Origin of the sequence: Enterococcus sp. DIV1639a (genome assembly GCF_050530445.1) — a bacterium.
Classification (GTDB): domain Bacteria; phylum Bacillota; class Bacilli; order Lactobacillales; family Enterococcaceae; genus Enterococcus_B; species Enterococcus_B hirae.
Genome location: NZ_CP172886.1, coordinates 878,578 through 901,440, shown reverse-complemented (window position 1 = coordinate 901,440; position 22,863 = coordinate 878,578). Strand labels below are relative to the sequence as shown.

The window sequence follows — 22,863 nt, the reverse complement described above, 5'->3', positions numbered from 1 at the left end:
TAATCTCCAATCCTTGTATTCCAATGTTTTTTAAAAAAGCAGACAGGTTAATAAAAAAACTATCAACGTGAACTAACAAAAAAATCTGAGACAGAATGAGATTCATTCTGACCCAGATTTGATTTCACACCATTCATCAGTCCTTAATGACAAAGAGTCGAAAAACTCAAAAAGCAATCGACCTCCAAAGCTACTCCTGTCATCTAACAGGAAACGGTGGGTAGGTCGATTGCTTTATTCATTCAATTTGGTGCATAACTGTTTGTTTTATTCTTTATAACTGTTTAAAATTTACGGAATCTTTGATAACGTCGTTCAAGCAACTCTTCAGTGGAAGTTTGACATAGTTCGGTCAATTTTTCAATCAATGATTTTTGTAACATTCGACTGACTTTTTCTTTACTTAAAGCTTGCCCATTTACTGTTTCCGGTATCACACGATCGATGACATCTAATTCTAATAATTCAGCTGCCGCAACTTTCATTAATTCAGCCGCTTCAGCTGCTCGACTACCATCTTTCCACAAAATCGATGCAAAACCTTCAGGAGATAAGACAGCATAAATCGTCTGTTCAAGCATCCAAACTTCATCAGCTAAGCCAAGAGCCAATGCTCCTCCGCTTCCACCTTCACCAATGATGATTGCAATGATCGGTACTTTTAGATCAGACATCTCTAATAGGTTTCTGGCAATCGCTTCTCCTTCACCACGTTCTTCTGCACCGACACCACAATAGGCACCAGCAGTATTAATCAGTGTGATAATAGGACGATGGAATTTTTCTGCCTGTTTCATCAGACGAAGTGCTTTACGATAGCCTTCTGGATGAGGCGAACCAAAATTTCTGCGAATATTTTCTTGAAGGTCTCGTCCTTTTTGGATCCCAATAACTGTGACAGGTTTTCCATCTAATTTGGCAACCCCACCAACGACTGCTTCGTCGTCTCCAAACAAACGATCGCCATGAAATTCTTGAAACCCCTCAAAGATATCTTCAAAAAAATCAAGACTCGTCCAACGATCCTTTTCACGCGCCAGTTGAACGATCTCATGTGCTGTTTTATCCATGATTTATCCAACCTTTCTGCGTATGCATTTCCAACAAATGATGGATCGTTTCTTTTAGTTCTTTTCTCGGAACGATTTGATCAACAAATCCATGGGTAAGTAGAAATTCTGCTTTTTGGAAATCTTCCGGTAATTCTTGTTTGATCGTTTGTTCGATCACTCGTCTACCGGCAAAACCAATCAAGCTTTGGGGTTCAGCCAGGATCACGTCGCCTTCCATTGCAAAACTCGCTGTTACGCCGCCTGTAGTTGGATCGGTCAATACTGTTAGATAAAACAAACCGGCATTGCTATGACGTTTGACAGCTGCTGAGATTTTTGCCATCTGCATCAAAGAAAAAATACCTTCTTGCATTCTGGCTCCTCCAGAAGCAGTGAACAAGACAACGGGTAAGCCAGCTTTTTCAGCCCGTTCAAACAAACGGGTGATTTTCTCACCTACAACAGTTCCCATACTGCCCATGATGAAATTAGAATCCATGACACCAATCGCAAATGGCAGACCGTGAATCGTTGCTTTTCCTGTCAATACCGCTTCATGCAATCCTGTTTTTTCTTGCATAGTTTGGATCTTTTCTTGATAATCAGGGAAGTTCAAGGGATCTTTTGTTACTAAATCCGTGTCCCATTCTTCTAAACTTTTTTCATCGATGATCAATGCTAATCGTTGCCAAGCACCAATACGAAAGTTATAACTACAATGAGGGCAAACCTTCTCATCACCAATATCTTTTGTATAAATGATGTGTTTACAATTAGGGCATTTAGCCCACATATTATCTGGAATAGACGGCGCATTCGTTGGTTGTTCTGCTCGATTAGGATTAATTCGAATGTATTTTTTCTTTTTGAATAAAGCCATCTACTCTTCTCCTATCTCTGTTTCAGGTGTCCAGTTCGGTAAAAAATCTTCTTGTAAAAAGGCGGTACTATAGTCCCCTGCGATAACTGCTGGATGACTGATTAAATCCATTTGGAACTCCGCGTTCGTGATCACTCCATCGGTAACCACTTCGCTTAACGCTCGTTGCATTTTCATCAATGCCTCAAAGCGAGTGTCTGCATGAACGATCACCTTAGCGATCATTGAATCATAATAAGGTGGAATCGTATAGCCAGAATAAACGGCACTATCAACTCGAACGCCCATGCCTCCTGCTGGTAACAAAAGGTTTTTGATTGTTCCAGGTGATGGTGCAAAATGAAAAGCCGGATTTTCTGCATTGATTCGACACTCAATAGCGTGACCAGAGAATCGCACATCTTCTTGTTTGATTTCCAACGGTTGTCCGGCAGCAATTTCAATTTGTTTTTTTACCAAGTCAATGTTTGTAACCATCTCCGTTACCGGATGTTCGACTTGGATCCGCGTATTCATTTCCATGAAATAAAATTCTCCCGCTTCATCCATTAAAAATTCAATCGTTCCAGCATTTTCATAATTAACCGCTTTGGCTGCACGAACTGCCGCAGCTCCTAATTCATCTCTTTTAGTCTGAGAGATGACCACTGAAGGGGATTCTTCTAATACTTTTTGATTATTTCGTTGAAGAGAACAATCTCGTTCGCCTAAATGAAGGACATGCCCATAATGATCACCAAGGATCTGTACTTCAATATGTCTTGCTGGATAAATGATTTTTTCTAAATACATTTCATCATTTCCAAAAGCCGCTGCTGCTTCTTGCTGCGCAGAAGAAAAATGTTGCGGTAATTCTTCTTTTGATAAAACTTTACGAATCCCTTTTCCGCCACCGCCAGCGGCAGCTTTAAGCATGACCGGATAACCAATCTTATCCGCTACTGTTAGTGCTTCTTCAACTGTTGATAATACGCCATCACTTCCTGGAATAACAGGTACATTGGCTTCTTGCATCAAGCGACGTGCATTGATTTTATTCCCCATCGCATCGATCGTTCGACTCTTTGGACCAATAAAAGCAATATTACATTCTTCACACATAGAAGCAAAACGGCTATTTTCAGATAAGAACCCAAAACCTGGGTGAATCGCTTCTGCTTTGGTCACGATGGCTGCACTCAAAACTGCTTGAACATTCAAATAGGAGTCCGTCGCTTTTGCAGGACCAATACAAATTGCTTCATCTGCCAATTGAGTATGCAATGCGTCAGCATCTGCTTGTGAGTAAACAGCAACAGTCTGAATACCAAGCTCACGACAAGCGCGAATAATTCGTACGGCGATTTCGCCACGATTAGCTATCAAAACTTTTGAAAACATAACTCACCTATCCAATCATAAAAGTTAATTCAGCTTCAGCAACTTTTTTGCCATCCACTTTTGCAATTCCTTTACCAATACCAGCAGAAGATTTGATTTTCGTAATTTCTACTTCAAGATACAGTGTATCCCCTGGAGTGACTTTTCGACGGAATTTTGCTTTGTCTAAACCACCAAAATAAGCAGTCTTTCCTTTAAATTGTTCCAAGGATAATAACGCAACTGCTCCTGCTTGTGCCATCGCTTCAACGATCAAGACACCTGGCATCACAGGTTCTTCTGGAAAGTGACCTTGGAAAAATGGTTCGTTGATCGTCACATTTTTCTTTGCAATGATTCGTTCGCCTTCCACCATTTCTTCGACACGATCAATCAGCAATAGCGGATAACGATGTGGTATGATTTCTTTAATTTCTTGAATGTTCATATTGCTCCTCTTTCCTCTTTTGCTTAATTTGGTTGAATTCTAAATAGTGGTTGATCGTATTCAACAACCGCTTCATTTTCAACAAGAATCTCAACGATTTTCCCATCGACTTCGCTTGTGATTTCATTCATCAATTTCATTGCTTCAATGATACAAATCACTTCACCTTTTTTGACACTATCTCCCACTGACTTAAATTGTGGTTTATCAGGGGCAGGTTGTAAGTAGACGATTCCAACAATCGGTGATTTTACCTCGACACCTTCGAAACTTTCTTGTGATGCTTCGACAGATGCTTGAGGTGCTTCACTAACTGGCGTTTGTTGGATTGGTGTTTGAGGTACTACCGTATCTCTAGGCGCTTCTGTAGCTACTGGCATTGGAGCCATTGTTCCCATTCCACGACTAGATTCATTTTTATTCATATATAATTCAAATTGACCTTCTCTTAAATCAAATTCAGTTAAAGTAGATTGATCGAATTGACTGACTAATTCCTTGATCTCATTGATATTCAAGATTATTCCTCCCAGCGTTTCATACACAAGACCGCATTGTGACCACCAAAGCCTAACGAATTGCTCATTGCATAAGTCAATTGCGCTGGTTTGCTTTCATTGATGACAACGTTCAAGTCAATTTCCGGATCTTGTTTTTGGACATTGATGTTTGGTGGAATAAATTGATGTTCCAGCGCCATTAAAGTAGCTAACGCTTCAATCCCTCCAGCTGCACCTAATAAGTGTCCAGTCATAGATTTCGTACTGCTGACATATGTTTCTTTGAATGAATCACCTAATGCCAGTTGGATCGCTTTTGCTTCTGCTTGATCATTAGCGGGTGTACTTGTCCCATGGGCATTGATATAGCCAACATCTTCTGGCTTAATACCCGCTTCATCCATGGCTAATTTCATTGCTTTGGCAGCGCCTGAACCATCTGGTGTAGGGGCAGTCATATGGAATGCATCACAATTAGCGCCGTAACCAACGATTTCTCCATAGATTTTTGCACCACGAGCTTGAGCATGTTCTAAAGATTCGATCACTAAGATACCCGCTCCTTCGCCCATCACAAAACCGTTACGTTCTTCATCAAAAGGAATCGAACCACGAGTAGGGTCTTCAGCATTCGATAGAGCTGTTAGTGCAGCAAAGCCAGCAATTCCCATTTCACAAATTGTTGCTTCTGCCCCACCAGCTAGAATGACATCTGAATAACCATGTTTGATATTGCGGTAAGCTTCACCAATAGCATTCGTTCCGCTCGCACAAGCAGTAACGATTGCTGTACAAATCCCTTTAGCACCTACACGTAGTGCAATGTTGCCGGCAGCCATATTTGCAATAGCCATTGGAACAAACATTGGTGAGACACGTTGCGCGCCTTTTTCGTGTAATCGGATCACTTGGTTTTCGATCGTTGGCAATCCGCCGATACCGGAACCAACAATGACACCAAAACGATCTTGATCGATTTTCTCTTTATCTAGACCGCTCATCCCTAATGCTTCTAGTGCTGCATAGATCCCATAAATCGAGAACATGTCCATCCGTTTGCTGTCTTTTTTCACAAAATATTTGTCGTATGGAAAATCCTTGACTTCACCTGCTAGTGTAATCCCAGTTTCCGTGGCATCAAATTTAGTAATAGGGGCAATCCCATTCGTTCCTTTTTGCAAACTATCTAAAAAACTTTCAGCATCATTACCGATTGGTGAAGTGACACCATAGCCTGTAATTACTACTCGATTCATTATTGTTTTCCTCCTTTTTATCCGTGCATCACGAGACCGCCATCAACATTGATGACCTGTCCTGTGATATAAGGACTCTCTGCTAAGAAAATCGCAGCATTCGCAACATCTTCCACGCTGCCAAAACGTTGCATTGGAATTTGTTTTACTACTTGCTCTTTGACTTTATCAGATAACACTTCGGTCATATCCGTAGCGATAAAACCAGGAGCAATGGCATTACATGTAACACCGCGTGCAGCTGCCTCACGAGCAACAGATTTTGTAAAACCAACGACACCTGCTTTGCTTGCTGCGTAATTTGCTTGTCCGACGTTACCAATCAAGCCTGAAACACTTGACAAGTTGATAATTGCACCTTCACGTTTTTTCATCATTTTCTTTAAAACGTGTTGTGTCATATTAAATGTTCCTGTTAGGTTGATATCTAAACAAGCTTTAAAATCTTCTGCTGACATGCGCATCAATAATTTATCGTTCGTAATTCCTGCATTATTGATTAGAATATCGATTGATCCTAATTGTTTTTCTGCTTCTTCTACCATCAAACCAGCTTTTTCATAATCTGAGATATCGCCAGAAACACCGATGCAGTTCACACCTTGAGCTTTGATCTCATTGATTTTTTCTTCTGGAATTGCTTTTCGTCCATTTAAAACGATGTTTGCGCCTGCTTTTGCAAAAGCTAGCGCCACAGCAGCACCAATTCCTCTTGTGCTACCTGTTATAAATACGTTTTTTCCTGTTAGCTCCATAACATGCCTCCGATACTTGTCATTGTTTCTTCTAAAGTTTGTTGATTTTCTACTCTTAAAACCGGAATCGTTTTATCGATTTTCTTCATAAAGCCACTTAATACTTTACCTGGACCAACTTCGATCACACGTTCCACACCAAGTTCTTTTAATTGATGGATGCTTTCATAAAAATGTACCGGCTTCATTACTTGTTGTTCAAGCAGAGTCGGTATCCGATCTTTGTTCATGATTTCAGTTGTCGTATTACTGATGACAGGAATTGCTGGCTCATTAAAAGTGATCGTTTTTAGCTCAACGGCTAATTTTTTTGCTGCTGGCGCTAAGATTGCTGTATGAAACGGACCACTCACATTAAGTGGAATCATTCGTTTAATGCCTTTTTCTTGCATGATTCTTACTGCTTCATCCACTGCTTGTTCTTCACCGCCAATTACGATTTGTTGGGGTGTATTATAATTTGCAGGCGAAACAATTCCTAATCGTTGAGCTTCCAAACAGCTTTCTTCAATCACTTCTACAGGTGCATTCATAACAGCTACCATTTTCCCACTACCAAGTGGTGCAGCCTCAGTCATAAAAGCCCCTCGTTTTGCCACTAAAGCGACTGCTTCACTAAACGACAAAGCTCCACTAGCTACTAAAGCGGAATATTCGCCTAAACTTAATCCTAGAGCAGCTTGAGGTGTAATCCCTCTTTCTTTCAACAAACGATAAAAAGCAATGCTGACCGTTAAGATTGCTGGTTGCGTATAAGCGGTTTGATTGATTCGTTCATTTTCTGAAAAACACAATTCCGCCATATCATAGCCTAGAATATCACTTGCTTCATCAAACGTTTCTTTGACGATAGTTTCTTGATAGAGATCTTGTCCCATGCCTGGATACTGAGCGCCTTGTCCGCTAAATAAAAATGCTGTCTTCATGTATTTTCTCCAATATTTTTAGGATATATGCTCATGTCTTGATTTATTAAAAAGGACCAAGACACTCCTATTTAAGGAAAATGTCCCAGCCCCCAACCTAATCTTAATGATTATGCAGTTTGTTTTTCAACATAAGTTACTAAATCTTGAACTGTTTTGATGCCGTCTTCTGTTTCGATTTTCACGTCAAATTCGTCTTCGATTTCATTAATGATTTGGAATAAATCCAAGCTATCAGCTTCTAAGTCTTCTTGGATGTTTGTTGTTAATTTGATTTCTTCTGTTTCTTTTCCTAACTCTTCTGCAATAATTTCTTGAATTTTTTCGAATACCATACTATATATTCCTCCGATATTGTTTACAATTTTATGTTTTATCAGCTTACAGTTCCATGAGGATACTTCCCCATGTTAAACCTCCACCGTAACCTGTAAATACTACTTTTTGTTTTTTTCCTAAAGTGATTTGCCCACTAGCTACCGCTTCATCTAATAGGATTGGAATACTTGCAGCAGAGGTATTTCCGTATTTATCCATATTGGTTAAGAATTTTTCTTGCGGTATTTTTACCTTGCGTGCAATTTTCTCAATGATTCTAAGATTTGCTTGATGTAAAAGCAGATAATCAACTGACACATTTTGAGTGATGTCTTTAATGTTTTTTGCAACGTCTCTTACAGCAAAATCAAAGATATCTCTTCCTATCATTGATAAATAAAAAGAGCCTTTTGCATCCTTTACATACACCGGTGATCCGTTCGAATGATAGCCAGCTGTGAGTGACGATCCTCGAGTGCCATCTGCTTCCAGATGTTCTGCAATTATTTTCTGCTCTGTACCAGCTTCAAGTAACACACCACCAGCACCATCACCAAACAGGACAGCCGTTGAACGATCAGACCAATCGATTAATTTGGATAATGTCTCGCCACCAATCACTAATCCTTTATTTGAACCGCACCGAATCATTTTCTCTGCCATGCTTAAAGCATAAACAAAGCCTGAACATGCTGCACTAAGATCAAATGCAATTGCATTTGTTGCACCAAGTTTACCTTGAACCTGGACAGCCACAGAGGGTGTCGTAAAATCAGGAGACATGGTTGCTACAAGAATGAAGTCAAGTTCTGTCGGATCGATGTTCTTTTTTTTGATGAGCTTTTCTGCTACTAAATAGCAAAGATCAGAAGTTTCTTGATCTGTGACGCAACGCCTTTGTTTGATACCTGTTCGCGATGAAATCCATTCATCTGAAGTGTCCATCATTTTGGAAAGATCATCATTGGTAATGATTTTTTCGGGAAGGACACTAGCTGTTGCTGTGATCGTTCCAAATTGTTCCATTAAAAATCCTCACTTGTAATCTCGCAAAAAATCATGCAAGTTTTTCAATGCAGCCAGTAAAGCTTGCTGTTCGTCGGTAGCCATGCCATCCAAGATATTTTTGACCATTTCACGATGAAAGTGCTGATGGACACGATATAAAAGTTTGCCTTTTTTTGTCAGTCCTAATTTCACCACTCGTCGATCATCTTCACTTCGAATGCGTTCAACATAGTCTTTCTTTACTAACTTATTGATAGCAGTGGTCAAGGTCCCAACAGTAATCGACAGTTCTTTGGCTACTTCTGAAGTCGTTTTTTTCTTGTACATACCGATTGCCTCGATCGTATGCATCTCTGTAATTGACAAATCTTTGAACTGAGATTTTTTTAATTCAGATTCTTCGATTGTCAAAATATCATTGAAGACACTAACAAGATAATCATTTACTGTTTTCAAATCTGGTTCCATGTTCCACCATCCACTAATTAGTTTGATTATCAAATCATTTGATGTTCAAACTATATCTTAACTTTTTTCAAAATGCAACCTAAAAAGCTCATTTTTTTCGATTATGAACTTTTTCTAAGAAAAAATTCATTTTAAAATCCTATTAAATCAACAATCACCCATTTAAGCATTAAAAATATTTCTCAAATAAATATTTTGATTATCAAACTATTTTTACTTAAGACTCAGCAAACGAAAAGGTTGTTCCTTTGCCGTAAATTTGATATAGTATTTTTTGATAAAAAAGGAGAAAGAACGTTGAAAGAAAAAGTAAAAAAACTCCCCTTGCTTCCTGGGGTATACTTGATGAAAGATCATACCGGAACTGTGATTTACGTGGGAAAAGCGAAACAATTAAAAAATCGTGTAAGTAGTTATTTTCGTCATAGTAAACAACATTCAAAAAAAGTTCGCCGATTGATTCATCATATCGCTGACTTTGATTTTGTCGTCGTGGATACTGAATTAGATGCACTATTGTTAGAATGTCAATTAATCCAGTACTACCGCCCTTTTTACAACCGTCAAATGAACTATTTTAGTAACTATAATTATTTACATATTACAAATAATGGTTTTTCCCTTTCGGATATGCCACTTGCCCGTACTTACGGTCCCTTTCGACTTTACAAAAAAATGCCGGCTATTTTACGCATCATTGAAGAAACCTATCAGATGCCGTGGCTGTCTGAAATCAGCCTTTTAGCTTTAAATACACAATTACCGGAAATGAATCAGTTGTCATTTGAACAAAAGAAAAAAGAGATTCAAAATCTGTTGCAAGGGCGCAATAAAAAACTAATCACTTACTTGAAGAAAAGGCAAAATCATTTTATCGAACAATTGAATTTTGAAAAAGCTGCCCAAATCCAACAAGATATTGAGTTATCCACAGCTTTCATTAAAAGAATACAGGCGCAGAAACTATTTCTAAGGACGCCTAAAATCACTTTCCATCTACCTCTGGCAGCAGACGAAACGAAACAAAAACATTATTTGATTTGTTACGGTCAACTGGCTGAAACGGCCATTACGTCTAATGATGAATCTCCCTATTTTTATTATGAAAATGCAAAAGCTGGTTTGTCCTTGAAGCGACAGTTGCAAAAAGAAGAAATTGACCCCGTCCTTATACTAATGAGTTACCATAAGAAAATTCTCGCCCAAAATGAATTGTAAAATAAAAAGAAACCTTGAACTACCAAACATTGGTCTACAGTTCACGGTTTCTTTTCGTTGTTTTATCCATTTAACCAATTATTCCTCTAATCTCCTCACTAGCCGAAAAAAATCTAAGGAAAAATAGGCGTCACACTTTTTCTTCTGTTCATCGGAGCAATCTCTTGCTGATACGAACGCTTGCGGATAGAACACGCCCATCCTGGTCACTTCAAGAAGACTTCTTACGAACGAAGCTTGATCCATTAAGCTATAAAAAAAGCAGCTCTAAAGCACCAAGAGAAGATTTTCTAAAAAATCCACTCTTGGTTGCTCAGAGCTGAACGCTTCTTTCATGATCTTTTATTGGATCAAGTCATAAATTTCCATTGCAACGATATCGATATTGTCAAATTCATATTGTTGATGTGAATCTGTTTCAGTTAATTCAAATGTTTCAGTTGCTTTGTCATAAGTAACTGTACATTTTTCAACGCCCTCTTTTTCAAAACGACGGACTTGCAGTTCATTATCTGCTGATTCGACCATTGCCTCCAGTCGTTTAATGATTGCAACTAATTGTGAATGTGCCATCGGAGGTCCTCCTTTTCTTATTTCTGTTATATTGTAACAAAAGCACAGACGACTTGCATTGATTTTCTCCAAAAAAAGCGAGTTTTTTAAGATTTTTTTTCTGGGTTCTTTCCTTCAGGCCACCAAAGCTTAATCAATGCTTGAGTACCGTCATTTTCAAATCCCTGATCTGCTAATTGTTCATATAATTTTAAAGCTTGCGTTGTCGCTGGTAACTTCAATGCCATTTTATCTGCTTCATCTAACGCAATTTTCAAATCTTTAATAAAATGTTTAACAAAAAATCCTGGCGTATAATCCTCTTTTAAAATACGAGGAGCATAATTACTTAATGACCAGTTTGCCGCACTGCCTCCTGAGACTGTTTCAATGACTTTTTCAAAGTCAAGTCCTGCTTTTGAAGCATAAGCAAGTAACTCGGTCATGCCTGTCATAGTCCCTGCGATCATGATTTGATTTGCCATTTTCGCATGTTGTCCTTTTCCAGCTGTCCCATGTAAAGTAAAAGTGGATCCCATCACTTGAAACAAAGGTAAAACTTTTTCATAGACACTTTTTTCACCACCAACCATGATTGTCAAAGTGGCATTCTTCGCACCCAGATCTCCACCTGAAACTGGTGCATCTAAAGCAGCTGCGCCTTTTTCTGTGGCTGTTTTTGCAATTTTTTCTGCAAGCGTTGGGGTACTAGTTGTTAGATCAACCAAAATTCGATCTTGGACATCCGTTGCAAAGATCCCATTTTCGCCATAGTAAATTTCTTCTACATCTTTGGGATAACCAACCATCGAAAAGATGATCTCACTATTTTTAGTGACATCTTTAGGTGTTTCAGCCCAAATGGCTCCCTTTTTGACTAGCTCATCCGTTTTTGCTTTTGTTCGATTATAGACAGTTACTTCATGTCCTGCGTTCATAAGATGCTCAGTGATTGCGCGTCCCATGACTCCTGTCCCGATAAAACCTAATTTCATATTCGTGACCTCCTAAAAATCAAAAAATCTTTGTCTCTATGCTAAGTATACGCCAGAAACAAAGATTTTTTTAGGATAAATACCTAAATTTATCGTTTAAATGAATTTAATTTGATTTTTATTCTTTCGATGGATGCCTCTTCTTCTTTTCGTTGCATTTCTTTTTCATGATAGATAATCATATCTTCATAAAATTCAATCATCGCTTCGCCAAAGTGCGTAGAGGAAATATCATATAATTTTGATTCCAATACTTTTTGGTCACGAGGGACTTCACTTTTTATATAATCAATAAGTGCTGGTGCGAAATCCTCATCGGTTTCAAATGTTTTCCCAAGGGAGGGATGATCAAACAAACGATTAAGATAAGCATTTCCCTCAATTACACAAGGTGTCCCTGAAGCCATTGCTTCCGTATAAGTTAAACCTTGTGTTTCTGAAGTTGAGGCACTAACAAAGTAATCAGCTGCTTTATAATACAATGCCACATCTTCGTTATCGACTTCTCCAGTAAATTGGACAAATTCATCCAATGCTAGTTCGTTGATTAGCTCTTGCAACTCTTCAAGGTAAGGCCCTTTGCCAACGATCACCATCCGTGCATTGGGATACGCTTTTAGAACTTGGGGAAACCCCTGGACCAATGCTTGAATATTTTTTTCATAAGAGATACGACTTAAAGATAAGATCATTAACTCATCATCTTTGATATTCAGCGATCCTCTGATTTCTTTGATAGCTTTTTGCGTGATTCCTTCCCTTTTAAATTTCTCAATATCGATCCCTGTAGGAATCACTCGAAGTGGTGCGACAACACCATAACTTCTTAATGTATCAATTACTCGTTCACTGGGACAGACAACTCCTGTTGTATGGTTAACAAATAAGCGGGAGAGATATCTGACATGAGATTGACGTATCACTTTGCCTTTAGCAATATAGTGTAGATAATCTTCATACATCGTATGATACGTATGGATCAATGGTATTTTCAGCTTTTTAGCAACCATTTTACCTAAAATCCCTGCACCAAATTCTGTATGAGTATGAATCAGTTCTAATTCAAGTTCCTTCGCTACTAAATAAGCGTACCACATACCTCGTACCACTATTCGCCGATCTTTAAAGGAAACGAATGGAACACTCGGCATACGAATGACATCTTTTTCTATTTTATCAGCATTTGGATCGGTTGTCGTAAAAATATAGACTTCATGTCCATGTTTTTCTAGTTCATTTTTTAAGGTTTTGATCGATGTAGCAACTCCGCTTACCTGCGGAAAATAGGTATCGGTAAAAAAGCCAATTTTCATGATTTTTTGCCTCCAAACTACCCTTTATTATTTTGTCTTTCATTTATGGAAGAATCTGCTTCTTCTAACACTTGTGTATACACCAGTTTCAGTTGCTCACCAATTTTCTCAATACTTCGTGCTTGGGCAGTCTGATATCCAGCTGCCACTAGACTAGGAACTTCTTCTTCCACGATCTTTTTGATCAATACGGTAAATTCTTCATTAGAGCGACCCATGTAACAATTTTTTTTATCTTCTAACCAGCCATCATAGACTGGAATGTCTCGTACAAGAACATTTTGCTTACTTGCTAGTGCCTCTAATACTACAATTCCTTCTGTTTCTTCATAAGATGGGAAGAAAAAAAGGTCAGCGCCTGAGTATGCACCCTCAATAATTTCTCCCCGAATATATCCTGGAAAGATCACATTATCTGGGTGTTCTTCTTTCACAATCTGTCGGATATTTTTTGGGATCGAATACATAGGTACATGTCCAAACCAAATAAATGTATATTCTGGGAGTTTTTTTGCAATTTCTACAAAATCAATGATCCCTTTACGAGCAAAAAAAAGGCCAACACAGATAATCACTTTCTGATCTGGTGATAATTTGAAATAGTCGCGAAATTTTTGTTCTTTGATTGGATCTGGTTGATATTTTTTTAGATCAATCCCATTTGATATCGATTGGATCGGTAAATCTATGCCGTAACTTTCCAGTAATCGTTTAGAATATGGCGTAGGTGTGATGAGATAATCCGCCTTTTGATATAATCCCACTAAATATTTTTTTACTAATGGCGATAATTGATTAGAGCCAATAAATGAGTTACGAAAATCTTCCTCTGTTGAGTGAGCATGATAGACGATCTTCTTGCCGTCTTTTCTTGCTTTATTGACCATATTGTGACTATTGATACCATATGTATTGATGTGTAAGATATCATAGTCATCTTTACTATCTAGCGTGTAGGGAATCCCCATTTCTTTTAGAGCACGTTTTTGGTGGTCAAGCGCTCGTCCAATACCAGATTTCGCAAGTATTTTTTCACTTTCAAAATATAATAATACTTTCACCTTACGTCCTCCTTCATTTATATAGTATAACATAGCGCTGAACCTGTCACTCAAACTTAAGCCCTATTTTAAAATAACTCTATTTTTCATTCCTTATTTTTACCTATATGTAAAAATCCCATTGTAAAAAGCTGATACAGCTACTATCGCTGTACCAGCTTTTACTCGTATTATTATTTTACGTATTCATTTACAAGTTCAACGACTTCTTCCATCGTGTCACATTCTTTCAAAGCACGATCAGCAAGTTCAGCCATCTTCGTTGTATCTAAACGTTTCATTAAACTACGTGTTTTCAAGATTGATGTTGCACTCATTGAGAATTCATCTAATCCCATACCTACAAGTAGCGGAACTGCGGTTTGATCCCCAGCCATTTCGCCACACATACCAGCCCATTTACCTTCAGCATGCGCTGCATCGATCACGTTTTTAATCAAACGTAGGATTGATGGGTTGTAAGGTTGATACAAGTATGAAACACGTTCGTTCATACGGTCAGCTGCCATAGTGTATTGGATCAAGTCATTCGTTCCTACTGAGAAGAAGTCAACTTCCTTAGCAAACTTGTCAGCTAAGACAGCTGCTGCTGGAATTTCGATCATGATGCCGACTTGGATCGTATCAGATACTTCCACGCCTTCATTCAATAATTTTTGTTTTTCGTCTTCAAAGATTGCTTTTGCAGCACGGAATTCTTTAAGAGTCGCTACCATTGGGAACATGATACGTAAGTTTCCATGAACAGATGCACGTAATAATGCGCGCATTTGCGTACGGAACATTTCGTCACCTTGTTCTGACAAGCTGATTCGTAATGCACGATAGCCTAAGAATGGGTTCATTTCATGAGGCAATTGTAAGTAAGGTAATTCTTTATCGCCACCGATATCCATCGTACGCACGACAACCGGTTTACCTTCCATACCTTCAAGAACTGCTTTATATGCTTCATATTGGTCATCTTCAGTTGGGAAATCAGGAGAATCCATGTACAAGAATTCTGTACGGTAAAGACCAACCGCTTCCCCGCCGTTATTATGAACACCAACTAAATCTTTTGGTGTACCAATATTTGCTGCTAATTCAAAATGTTTGCCATCAGCAGTAACAGTTTCAGCATTTTTTAATTTTTCCCATTCTGCTTTTTGAGCAGCGTATTCAGCACCGATTTTTTCAAATTCAGCTTTTTGTTCAGCTGTAGGATCAACGATTACATCGCCTTCAATCCCGTTAACAGCTAACATGTCGCCTTCTTTGACTTTAGCAGTGATTTCTTTTGTACCTACGATCGCTGGGATTTCTAAAGAACGTGCCATGATCGCTGAGTGTGAAGTACGTCCGCCGATGTCAGTTACAAACGCTTTAACAAAATTGCGATCTAATTGAGCAGTATCACTTGGTGTCAAATCATGAGCAACAACAACTACTTCTTCGTTAATCATTGATGGATTTGGTAATGTCACACCTAGTAAATGCGCTAAAATACGTTTCGCAACGTCGCGGATATCAGCCGCACGTTCTTGCATATAAGCGTTGTCTTCCATAGCTTCGAACATACTGATATACATATCAGTTACTTCTTTTAATGCTGATTCAGCGTTTACGCTGTTATCATTAATGTTTTGTTTAATTTGACCAACCATTTCTGGATCAGACAGAACCATCAAGTGTGCGTCAAATACTTGCGCTTCTGCTTCACCTAAGCTTTGCGCTGCTTTTTCACGAATTTGTTGCAATTCTTCAGTAGATTTTGCTAAAGCATCATCTAAACGAGATGCTTCAGCTGCTGTATCTTCTACTGTTGTCTTACTGAATGTTAAATCCGGTTGAACTAGCAGGTAAGCTTTTGCAACGGCAACGCCGTCACTAGCGGCAATCCCTTTTAGCATTTCAACCATTATTCAGATAATCCTTCTTTCTTCATTGTATCAACGATAGCTGCCATTGCGTCTGCTTCGTCAGCACCTTCAGCTGTGATTGTAACGTCAGAACCTTGACCCACACCTAAAGACATAACGCCCATGATAGATTTCAAGTTTACTGATTTACCTTTATACTCTAAGTTTACATCAGAGTTAAATTTGCTTGCTGTTTGTACTAATAATGTAGCTGGACGTGCGTGGATTCCAGTTTCTGCTACTACGTGAAATTCTTTCTTTTCCATATTAATCGGTCTCCTTTAAGTGAGTGTTGTTTTTATGTGAGGGTTTTCTTTTTTAGCAGTTTACTAAGAACACTAATAAGTAGTACCCTTTCATTTGTAAAGATTACCATTTTTTCCCGATAGATACAACAGTTTTCATTTAAATTCAACTAAAAGTGTGGAAAATAATTAGCACTACTTTTAAAAATATGAATACATAGGATAACAACCGTATTCATTCTACCTCACTTCTTTTTTTAGTAGCTTTGATTCTCTTTACTGATCCCTCAGTAAAGAAGCAAACAAAACTAGACTCTGCCAAGCGAAATATCTCCTTCTATTTATCATTTTTATCGAAGAACGACTTATTCATTTCTTCATTTATTTTGAAAAACTAAATACTTGCACGCGTCCTAAAATTTAGTATAATTATAGCCAAAGGTCAATAATGGTCAATAACATTTTTTACCTTTTCAACTTTTGAGTAAATGAGGGTTATTCTTTTACCTTCATAGTCACGCGTTGTAAAATAGAATGGAAACATGTGAATCATGTGAAAGGACGTGAATCATTTATGCTTTGTCAAAATTGTGGGAAAAATGAAGCAACGATCCACTTATATGCAACAGTAAACGGACAGAGAACGCAACTTGATTACTGCCAAAGTTGCTATCAAAAAATTAAAAATCAACAAAATGGAGGTCTGACTAGTATGGCTCAAAATGATCCTTTTGGTTTTGGCAGCTTGGACGACTTATTCCGCTCCATGTCCCGCCAAATGCAACAGCAAGGAAACTATGAACAAACTCCTCCAACCCAATTCGGTGGTAACAACAACTTTAACGGCGGTCAACCACCGCAACAAGGAAATTCCGAAGGTCTTTTAGGAGAATACGGAATCAATATCACCGAACAAGCTCGTCAAGGTGACATTGATCCTGTGATCGGCCGTGATGATGAAATCAAACGTGTGATCGAGATTTTAAACCGTCGAACAAAAAACAATCCGGTATTAATCGGTGAGCCTGGTGTTGGTAAAACTGCCGTAGTTGAAGGACTTGCACAAAAAATCGTAGATGGCGATGTGCCGCAAAAATTAATGGATAAAGAAGTGATTCGTTTAGATGTGGTTTCTTTGGTTCAAGGAACTGGTATCCGTGGACAATTTGAAGAACGGATGCAAAAATTGATCGAAGAAATTAAGCAGGCTGAAAATGTCATATTATTCATTGATGAAGTCCATGAAATTGTCGGTGCTGGTTCTGCCGGTGATGGGAACATGGATGCGGGAAATATTTTAAAACCAGCTCTAGCTCGTGGCGAACTACAAATGGTTGGTGCCACTACATTAAATGAATACCGCATCATCGAGAAAGATGCAGCTTTAGAAAGACGGATGCAACCGGTTCGGGTCGTTGAACCTTCTGTTGAGGAAACAATCAGTATCTTAAAAGGATTGCAAAAACGCTACGAAGACTATCATCACGTCAAATATACCGATGAAGCAATCGAAGCTGCAGCTATTCTCTCAAATCGTTATGTTCAAGATCGTTTCTTACCAGATAAAGCGATTGACTTGCTTGATGAAACTGGCTCAAAGAAAAACTTAACGATTCAAATCGTTGATCCTAAAACCATCGATAAAAAACTTGAAGAAGCACAGGAACAAAAAATCCAAGCTTCTAAAGAAGAAGACTTTGAGAAAGCCGCTTATTATCGTGACCAAATCAGTAAACTAGAAAAGATGAAAGAACGTCAATTAACAGATGAAGAAACGCCTGTTATCACAGAAAAAGATATGGAAAAAATTGTGGAAGAACGTACGGGCATCCCCGTTGGCGATCTAAAAGAAAAAGAGCAAACACAATTGAAGAATCTTGCGACTGATCTAAAAGCACATGTGATTGGACAAGACGATGCCGTAGATCGTGTGGCAAAAGCTATTCGTCGTAATCGGGTTGGCTTGAGCAAGAAAAACCGCCCTATCGGATCATTTTTATTCGTAGGTCCAACTGGTGTCGGCAAAACTGAATTAGCCAAGCAACTGGCATTTGAATTATTCGGTTCCGAAGATTCAATGATTCGTTTTGATATGTCTGAATACATGGAAAAACACAGTGTATCTAAATTGATTGGTTCTCCTCCTGGCTATGTGGGCTATGAAGAGGCAGGTCAACTTACTGAAAAAGTACGTCGTAATCCTTATAGCTTGATTTTATTGGATGAAGTGGAAAAAGCACATCCTGATGTGTTACACATGTTCCTCCAAATTTTGGATGATGGCCGTTTGACTGACGCACAAGGTCGGACAGTAAGCTTTAAAGATACGATCATCATTATGACAAGTAATGCTGGTACAGGTAAAGTCGAAGCAAATGTCGGTTTTGGAGCAGCTCGTGAAGGTGTTACTCGTTCTGTTTTAAACCAACTAAACAATTACTTCACACCTGAATTCTTGAACCGTTTCGATGGAATCATCGAATTTAGTGCGCTATCAAAAGAAAACTTAATGACCATCGTTACCTTGATGCTAGATGAAGTCAATGAAATGTTAGCAGCACAACAACTGCATATCGAAGTGCCGACAAATGTCAAAGAAAAACTTGTTGACTTAGGCTATGACCCAGCAATGGGCGCACGCCCTCTTCGTCGAACGATCCAAGAACAAATCGAAGATGGAATTGCTGAATTTTATTTAGACCATCCTTCAATCCATGAACTAAAAGCAAAATTGGATAAAGAAGAAAAAATTGTGATCACTTCTAAACCAGAACGTTTAGTCAAAGAAACGACAAACGAGCCAACAAACTAAACATCTGACAAAAACTTCGCTTTGCGACTGATGAAAAATGAAGCACCCATGAAAAAGCGACAGCTTTTCTCACGGGTGCTTCATTGCTCAAAGCGGATTTTTGATTGTTTTTTGACAAAAAGCAAAATACTGTTCTTTTCATTAGAAAAAAATTATAATGAAATTAAGTTGTATCTAAAATCTACATAAAAGAGGTGAGCGCCATGAAATTTGTCAATGTAACGAATAGTCATTCACGTTTGGTTTTAAACCAATTGGAAAATACAGATGCTCATATGGTGAAGGTTTACACTGCAGGCAATACAATGATTGTTTACACTGAAGCACCGGAACATAACGAGATTTTACTGATTAATGAAAAACGAAAAATACAACCCAAAGAAATTGAAGAAGTCAAAACGTACTTCCTCAATAAAATCCATGACGCCCTATATCAAGAAAACGAAATCCAAGTAATTGAATTGGATGACTTAGTTGAAATCTCGATTCCGAAACATCATCCCCACACTGAGGTTGCAATGTGATGATTACAAATAAACAAAAAAAGAAACCTTTTTTAGAAGGATCGAAGGATAATGTTTGATTTTATCCTTGATCCAGCTCATTTATAGAGCTGGATCTTCTAAGATTGATTGGTTTCTTTTTTTGGTGTTTTTCCTAGCCGAACGATTGCTCTTACTTCGTTAACGATCGATTCATTATGCTCCCAACCTTCAACATCTAACAGCCTGCATAAACGCTGCATTTCTAACTTTTTTCTTGCTTTACGTTGTTTTCGTTGCTCCAGTGTTTCCATCCAACTCCCCCTTTTTTCTTTTTATATGTACACATCTTTATTTTAATTCATTTTATTTCAAAGAATTTACCAATTTTTTCTTTAAAATAAAAAAAACTTTCCACCAAAATTGTTGGAAAGTTTTTTTTTGCTTTTTTGGTAACCTGTAATCAATGAAATGAGGCTGCGATAGCCTCTAAGATTTGTTGACTTGCGTAACCATCTCCATAAGGATTTTTTGCTTGTGCCATCTTTTCATAAGCCTTTACATCAGTTAACAATTGTTTTGTCTCGTCATAAACTGTCTCTTCGTCTGTACCAACGAGTTTTAAAGTTCCGGCTTTTACACCTTCCGGTCGTTCAGTGGTATCACGTAAGACAAGAACCGGAACACCTAAAGAAGGTGCCTCTTCTTGAACTCCGCCTGAATCAGTTAATATAAGATAACTTTTGGCTGCACAATTGTGAAAATCAATGACATCTAATGGTTCGATCAGCTGAACATTCTCATATTGTCCTAAAATAGTATCAGCTAATTCTCGTACTTTAGGATTTTTATGCATCGGAAAAATAATGGATACATCAGAAAATTCTTCAGCAATCCTTCCTAATGCTTGAAAAACGTTCGCCATTGGCTCGCCTAGGTTCTCACGTCGATGCATTGTTACTAATAATTGTTTAGTGGAGCTGCTCGAAAGATGATCGCTTTTTTGATCCGCCACGATCGTGTACCTCATCGCATCGATCGCCGTATTGCCAGTAACGAAGATGTTTGCTTCATCGTGGTGCTCTCTTCTAAGATTATCAGCACTTTCATTGGTTGGCGCAAAGTAGAGATCCGCTAAAACATCTGTGGCTTGCCGATTGATTTCTTCAGGAAACGGTGACCATTTGTTCCAAGTTCGTAATCCTGCTTCGACATGTCCGACTTTAATTTGTTGATAAAATGCTGCGGTCGCTGCAGCAAATGTTGTGGTCGTATCTCCATGAACTAAGACGATATCAGGCTGTTCTGCTTGTAAGATTGGTTCTAATGATAAAAGAACTTTCGTTGTAATAGCGGTGAGTGTTTGATTGACACTCATCACATCTAGATCGTGATCAGGAGTAATTTCAAACACTTCTAACACTTGGTCTAACATTTCACGGTGCTGGCCTGTAACCGTCACGATTGATTCAAAGCGCTCATCTTTTTCCAGCGCTTTGATCAAAGGTGCCATTTTTATTGCTTCTGGACGTGTTCCAAAGATCGACATTACTTTAATCATCATTAAATTCCTCCGGATTATTTAGTTATTCTCTCCCGGCTATTTTCATAGTACTCCCAAAGCACCACCATGTGATGAGCGCTTTACATTAAACTTTTTAATTTGACATTTGGGTACTTGTCAGCAAACCAACGTTCAGCAAATTGGTTTTCGAACAAGAATAATGGCTGATCAAAACGGTCACGTGCCAAGATATTACGACTAGAACTCATCTTCTCATCTAAATCTTCGGGCTCGATCCAACGGGCAATTTTATGACCCATAGGAGACATAATCACTTCTGCATTGTATTCATTTAGCATCCGGTATTGGAATACTTCAAATTGAAGTTGTCCAACTGCACCAATGATGTATTCTTCCGTCAAATAAGTTTTATAGAGTTGGATCGCACCTTCTTGGACTAACTGATAGATACCTTTATGGAATGATTTTTGTTTCATCACATTTTTAGCAGTGACTTTCATAAATAATTCCGGAGTAAAGGATGGTAACTCTTCATACGCCACCTTCAATTTTCCTTCATAAAGAGTATCGCCAATTTGATAATTTCCTGTATCATAGACCCCGATAATATCCCCTGCTACAGCATTCTCGACATTCTCTCTTGAGTCAGCCATAAACTGCGTCACATTACTTAACTTCAATTTTTTACCTGTTCGTTCTAATTGAACATCCATCCCACGTTCAAAAGTTCCAGAACAGATTCGCACAAAAGCAATCCGATCTCGGTGAGCTGGATTCATATTGGCTTGGATCTTAAAGACAAAACCTGAAAATTCTTCTTCATAAGGACTAACTTCTTGTCCTGATTGTGTTTGATGTCCGTAAGGTGAAGGGGCTAATTCCACGAAGGTTTCTAAAAATGTTTGCACACCAAAATTTGTTAACGCTGAACCAAAGAAGACCGGTGTCTGATCTCCCCGAGCAATTTTTTCTTCATTAAAAGAATCTCCTGCTTCTTTCAACAATTCTACTTCTTCAAGAACTTGTTCATACAATGAATTTTCCGTCAAAGGATGGCCTTCTGGCAGCAATCCTTCTTCATCCAAGGCAACAAGGCGCTCATCATTATAGTTTTCTGGACGATAAAACTCAATACGATTATGGTGGATATCATAGAGTCCTTCTAAGCCTTTCCCCATACCAATCGGCCAATTCATTGGATAAGACTCGATATCGAGCAACTCTTCCAATTCTTCTAAAAGTTCTAATGGTTCGCGACCATCTCGATCTAACTTATTGATAAAGGTAAAAATAGGGATTCCTCTTTTTTTAACGACTTGGAATAATTTTTTTGTTTGAGCTTCAATCCCTTTGGCACTATCGATGACCATAACCGCACTATCGACAGCCATCAATGTCCGATACGTATCTTCAGAAAAATCTTCATGCCCTGGGGTATCTAAGATATTGACTCTTTTACCATGATAATCAAACTGCATCACAGAACTGGTAACTGAGATTCCACGTTGCTTCTCAATTTCCATCCAGTCAGATTTTGCAAAGTTACCAGTCTTTTTCCCTTTGACAGTTCCTGCCTGACGTATTGCGCCACCAAATAAAAGTAATTGTTCAGTAATCGTTGTTTTACCAGCATCCGGATGGGAAATAATCGCAAACGTGCGTCGGTTATCTACTTGTTGTTTTAAGTTAGGGTTATTCATGTTTTACTCCATTTCTGTTACATCATTATCATCTTATTCGTCATCCTGTTCAAGGAATGATCGAACTAGCTATCTCAACTTACCAAGTA

Annotated in this window: 23 protein-coding genes; 3 read left to right on the top strand and 20 right to left on the bottom strand. The window is 38.4% G+C overall.

The window, feature by feature from the left end:
- Positions 1 to 284: 284 nt before the first annotated feature.
- From IGJ32_RS04135 to fabT, 11 genes are all read right to left on the bottom strand, one after another.
- Entirely contained in the window at positions 285 to 1,070 is a 786-nt protein-coding gene (locus IGJ32_RS04135; protein ID WP_010738133.1) for an acetyl-CoA carboxylase carboxyl transferase subunit alpha, read from the bottom strand.
- Entirely contained in the window at positions 1,063 to 1,932 is an 870-nt protein-coding gene (gene accD / locus IGJ32_RS04130) for an acetyl-CoA carboxylase, carboxyltransferase subunit beta (RefSeq protein ID WP_010719670.1), read from the bottom strand. Before accD ends, IGJ32_RS04135 begins: the two co-directional genes overlap by 8 nt.
- A complete protein-coding gene (locus tag IGJ32_RS04125; protein WP_373168984.1) occupies positions 1,933 to 3,312 on the bottom strand; it encodes an acetyl-CoA carboxylase biotin carboxylase subunit in 1,380 nt (459 codons plus the stop codon).
- Between the two features lie 7 nt (positions 3,313 to 3,319).
- Positions 3,320 to 3,739, bottom strand: coding sequence for a 3-hydroxyacyl-ACP dehydratase FabZ (gene fabZ / locus IGJ32_RS04120; RefSeq protein WP_010719672.1), 420 nt, complete (start codon positions 3,737 to 3,739; stop codon positions 3,320 to 3,322).
- A gap of 23 nt (positions 3,740 to 3,762) precedes the next feature.
- Entirely contained in the window at positions 3,763 to 4,257 is a 495-nt protein-coding gene (gene accB / locus IGJ32_RS04115; protein ID WP_010738136.1) for an acetyl-CoA carboxylase biotin carboxyl carrier protein, read from the bottom strand.
- A gap of 2 nt (positions 4,258 to 4,259) precedes the next feature.
- A complete protein-coding gene (gene fabF, locus IGJ32_RS04110; RefSeq protein ID WP_010719674.1) occupies positions 4,260 to 5,495 on the bottom strand; it encodes a beta-ketoacyl-ACP synthase II in 1,236 nt (411 codons plus the stop codon).
- Positions 5,496 to 5,512: 17 nt separating this feature from the next.
- Positions 5,513 to 6,250, bottom strand: coding sequence for a 3-oxoacyl-[acyl-carrier-protein] reductase (gene fabG / locus IGJ32_RS04105; protein ID WP_010719675.1), 738 nt, complete (start codon positions 6,248 to 6,250; stop codon positions 5,513 to 5,515).
- Positions 6,241 to 7,176 (bottom strand): ACP S-malonyltransferase, encoded by a 936-nt coding sequence (gene fabD, locus IGJ32_RS04100; protein WP_096709282.1) that lies wholly within the window; start codon positions 7,174 to 7,176, stop codon positions 6,241 to 6,243. Before fabD ends, fabG begins: the two co-directional genes overlap by 10 nt.
- A gap of 110 nt (positions 7,177 to 7,286) precedes the next feature.
- A complete protein-coding gene (locus IGJ32_RS04095; RefSeq protein WP_005876288.1) occupies positions 7,287 to 7,511 on the bottom strand; it encodes an acyl carrier protein in 225 nt (74 codons plus the stop codon).
- Positions 7,512 to 7,557: 46 nt separating this feature from the next.
- Positions 7,558 to 8,520 carry a beta-ketoacyl-ACP synthase III gene (locus IGJ32_RS04090; RefSeq protein ID WP_010738138.1) on the bottom strand — a complete coding sequence of 321 codons (963 nt, stop codon included), beginning with the start codon at positions 8,518 to 8,520 and terminating at the stop codon, positions 7,558 to 7,560.
- Between the two features lie 9 nt (positions 8,521 to 8,529).
- Complete coding sequence (gene fabT, locus IGJ32_RS04085; protein WP_010719678.1) at positions 8,530 to 8,970, bottom strand: fatty acid biosynthesis transcriptional regulator FabT; 441 nt, start codon at positions 8,968 to 8,970, stop codon at positions 8,530 to 8,532.
- Between the two features lie 345 nt (positions 8,971 to 9,315).
- Between fabT and IGJ32_RS04080 the strand changes: the two genes are divergently transcribed.
- Positions 9,316 to 10,188: a GIY-YIG nuclease family protein gene (locus IGJ32_RS04080; protein ID WP_088766128.1), complete on the top strand. Its 873-nt coding sequence runs from the start codon at positions 9,316 to 9,318 to the stop codon at positions 10,186 to 10,188.
- A gap of 342 nt (positions 10,189 to 10,530) precedes the next feature.
- Here IGJ32_RS04080 and IGJ32_RS04075 read toward each other — a convergent pair whose 3' ends face one another.
- The 6 genes from IGJ32_RS04075 to IGJ32_RS04050 all read right to left on the bottom strand — a co-directional run bounded on the left by IGJ32_RS04075 (position 10,531) and on the right by IGJ32_RS04050 (position 16,276).
- Positions 10,531 to 10,761 carry a YkuJ family protein gene (locus tag IGJ32_RS04075; protein ID WP_010719680.1) on the bottom strand — a complete coding sequence of 77 codons (231 nt, stop codon included), beginning with the start codon at positions 10,759 to 10,761 and terminating at the stop codon, positions 10,531 to 10,533.
- A gap of 86 nt (positions 10,762 to 10,847) precedes the next feature.
- Entirely contained in the window at positions 10,848 to 11,735 is an 888-nt protein-coding gene (locus tag IGJ32_RS04070; protein ID WP_088775583.1) for an NAD(P)-dependent oxidoreductase, read from the bottom strand.
- Positions 11,736 to 11,824: 89 nt separating this feature from the next.
- Positions 11,825 to 13,048: a glycosyltransferase family 4 protein gene (locus tag IGJ32_RS04065; RefSeq protein WP_010719682.1), complete on the bottom strand. Its 1,224-nt coding sequence runs from the start codon at positions 13,046 to 13,048 to the stop codon at positions 11,825 to 11,827.
- Positions 13,049 to 13,065: 17 nt separating this feature from the next.
- Positions 13,066 to 14,109 carry a glycosyltransferase gene (locus IGJ32_RS04060; protein ID WP_014834761.1) on the bottom strand — a complete coding sequence of 348 codons (1,044 nt, stop codon included), beginning with the start codon at positions 14,107 to 14,109 and terminating at the stop codon, positions 13,066 to 13,068.
- Between the two features lie 173 nt (positions 14,110 to 14,282).
- On the bottom strand, positions 14,283 to 16,010 hold the full coding sequence (gene ptsP / locus IGJ32_RS04055; RefSeq protein WP_010719684.1) for a phosphoenolpyruvate--protein phosphotransferase: 1,728 nt from the start codon (positions 16,008 to 16,010) through the stop codon (positions 14,283 to 14,285).
- The gene (locus IGJ32_RS04050) at positions 16,010 to 16,276 is read right to left on the bottom strand and encodes a phosphocarrier protein HPr (RefSeq protein ID WP_010719685.1); all 267 of its coding nucleotides are present in this window, start codon (positions 16,274 to 16,276) and stop codon (positions 16,010 to 16,012) included. Before IGJ32_RS04050 ends, ptsP begins: the two co-directional genes overlap by 1 nt.
- Positions 16,277 to 16,829: 553 nt before the next feature.
- On the opposite strand from IGJ32_RS04050, the gene IGJ32_RS04045 reads away from it, so the two are divergent.
- Both IGJ32_RS04045 and IGJ32_RS04040 read left to right on the top strand, forming a co-directional pair.
- On the top strand, positions 16,830 to 19,067 hold the full coding sequence (locus IGJ32_RS04045) for an ATP-dependent Clp protease ATP-binding subunit (protein WP_034867873.1): 2,238 nt from the start codon (positions 16,830 to 16,832) through the stop codon (positions 19,065 to 19,067).
- A gap of 203 nt (positions 19,068 to 19,270) precedes the next feature.
- Positions 19,271 to 19,591, top strand: a complete 321-nt coding sequence (locus IGJ32_RS04040) for a DUF1827 family protein (RefSeq protein WP_010719687.1) — start codon at positions 19,271 to 19,273, stop codon at positions 19,589 to 19,591.
- Between the two features lie 98 nt (positions 19,592 to 19,689).
- On the opposite strand, the gene IGJ32_RS04035 is transcribed toward IGJ32_RS04040, so the two are convergent.
- The 3 genes from IGJ32_RS04035 to IGJ32_RS04025 all read right to left on the bottom strand — a co-directional run bounded on the left by IGJ32_RS04035 (position 19,690) and on the right by IGJ32_RS04025 (position 22,774).
- A complete protein-coding gene (locus tag IGJ32_RS04035) occupies positions 19,690 to 19,863 on the bottom strand; it encodes a hypothetical protein (RefSeq protein ID WP_010719688.1) in 174 nt (57 codons plus the stop codon).
- Positions 19,864 to 20,012: 149 nt separating this feature from the next.
- Positions 20,013 to 21,113 (bottom strand): non-hydrolyzing UDP-N-acetylglucosamine 2-epimerase, encoded by a 1,101-nt coding sequence (gene wecB / locus IGJ32_RS04030; RefSeq protein WP_342082149.1) that lies wholly within the window; start codon positions 21,111 to 21,113, stop codon positions 20,013 to 20,015.
- Between the two features lie 80 nt (positions 21,114 to 21,193).
- Positions 21,194 to 22,774: a peptide chain release factor 3 gene (locus tag IGJ32_RS04025; RefSeq protein WP_010738143.1), complete on the bottom strand. Its 1,581-nt coding sequence runs from the start codon at positions 22,772 to 22,774 to the stop codon at positions 21,194 to 21,196.
- Between the last annotated feature and the right edge of the window lie 89 nt (positions 22,775 to 22,863).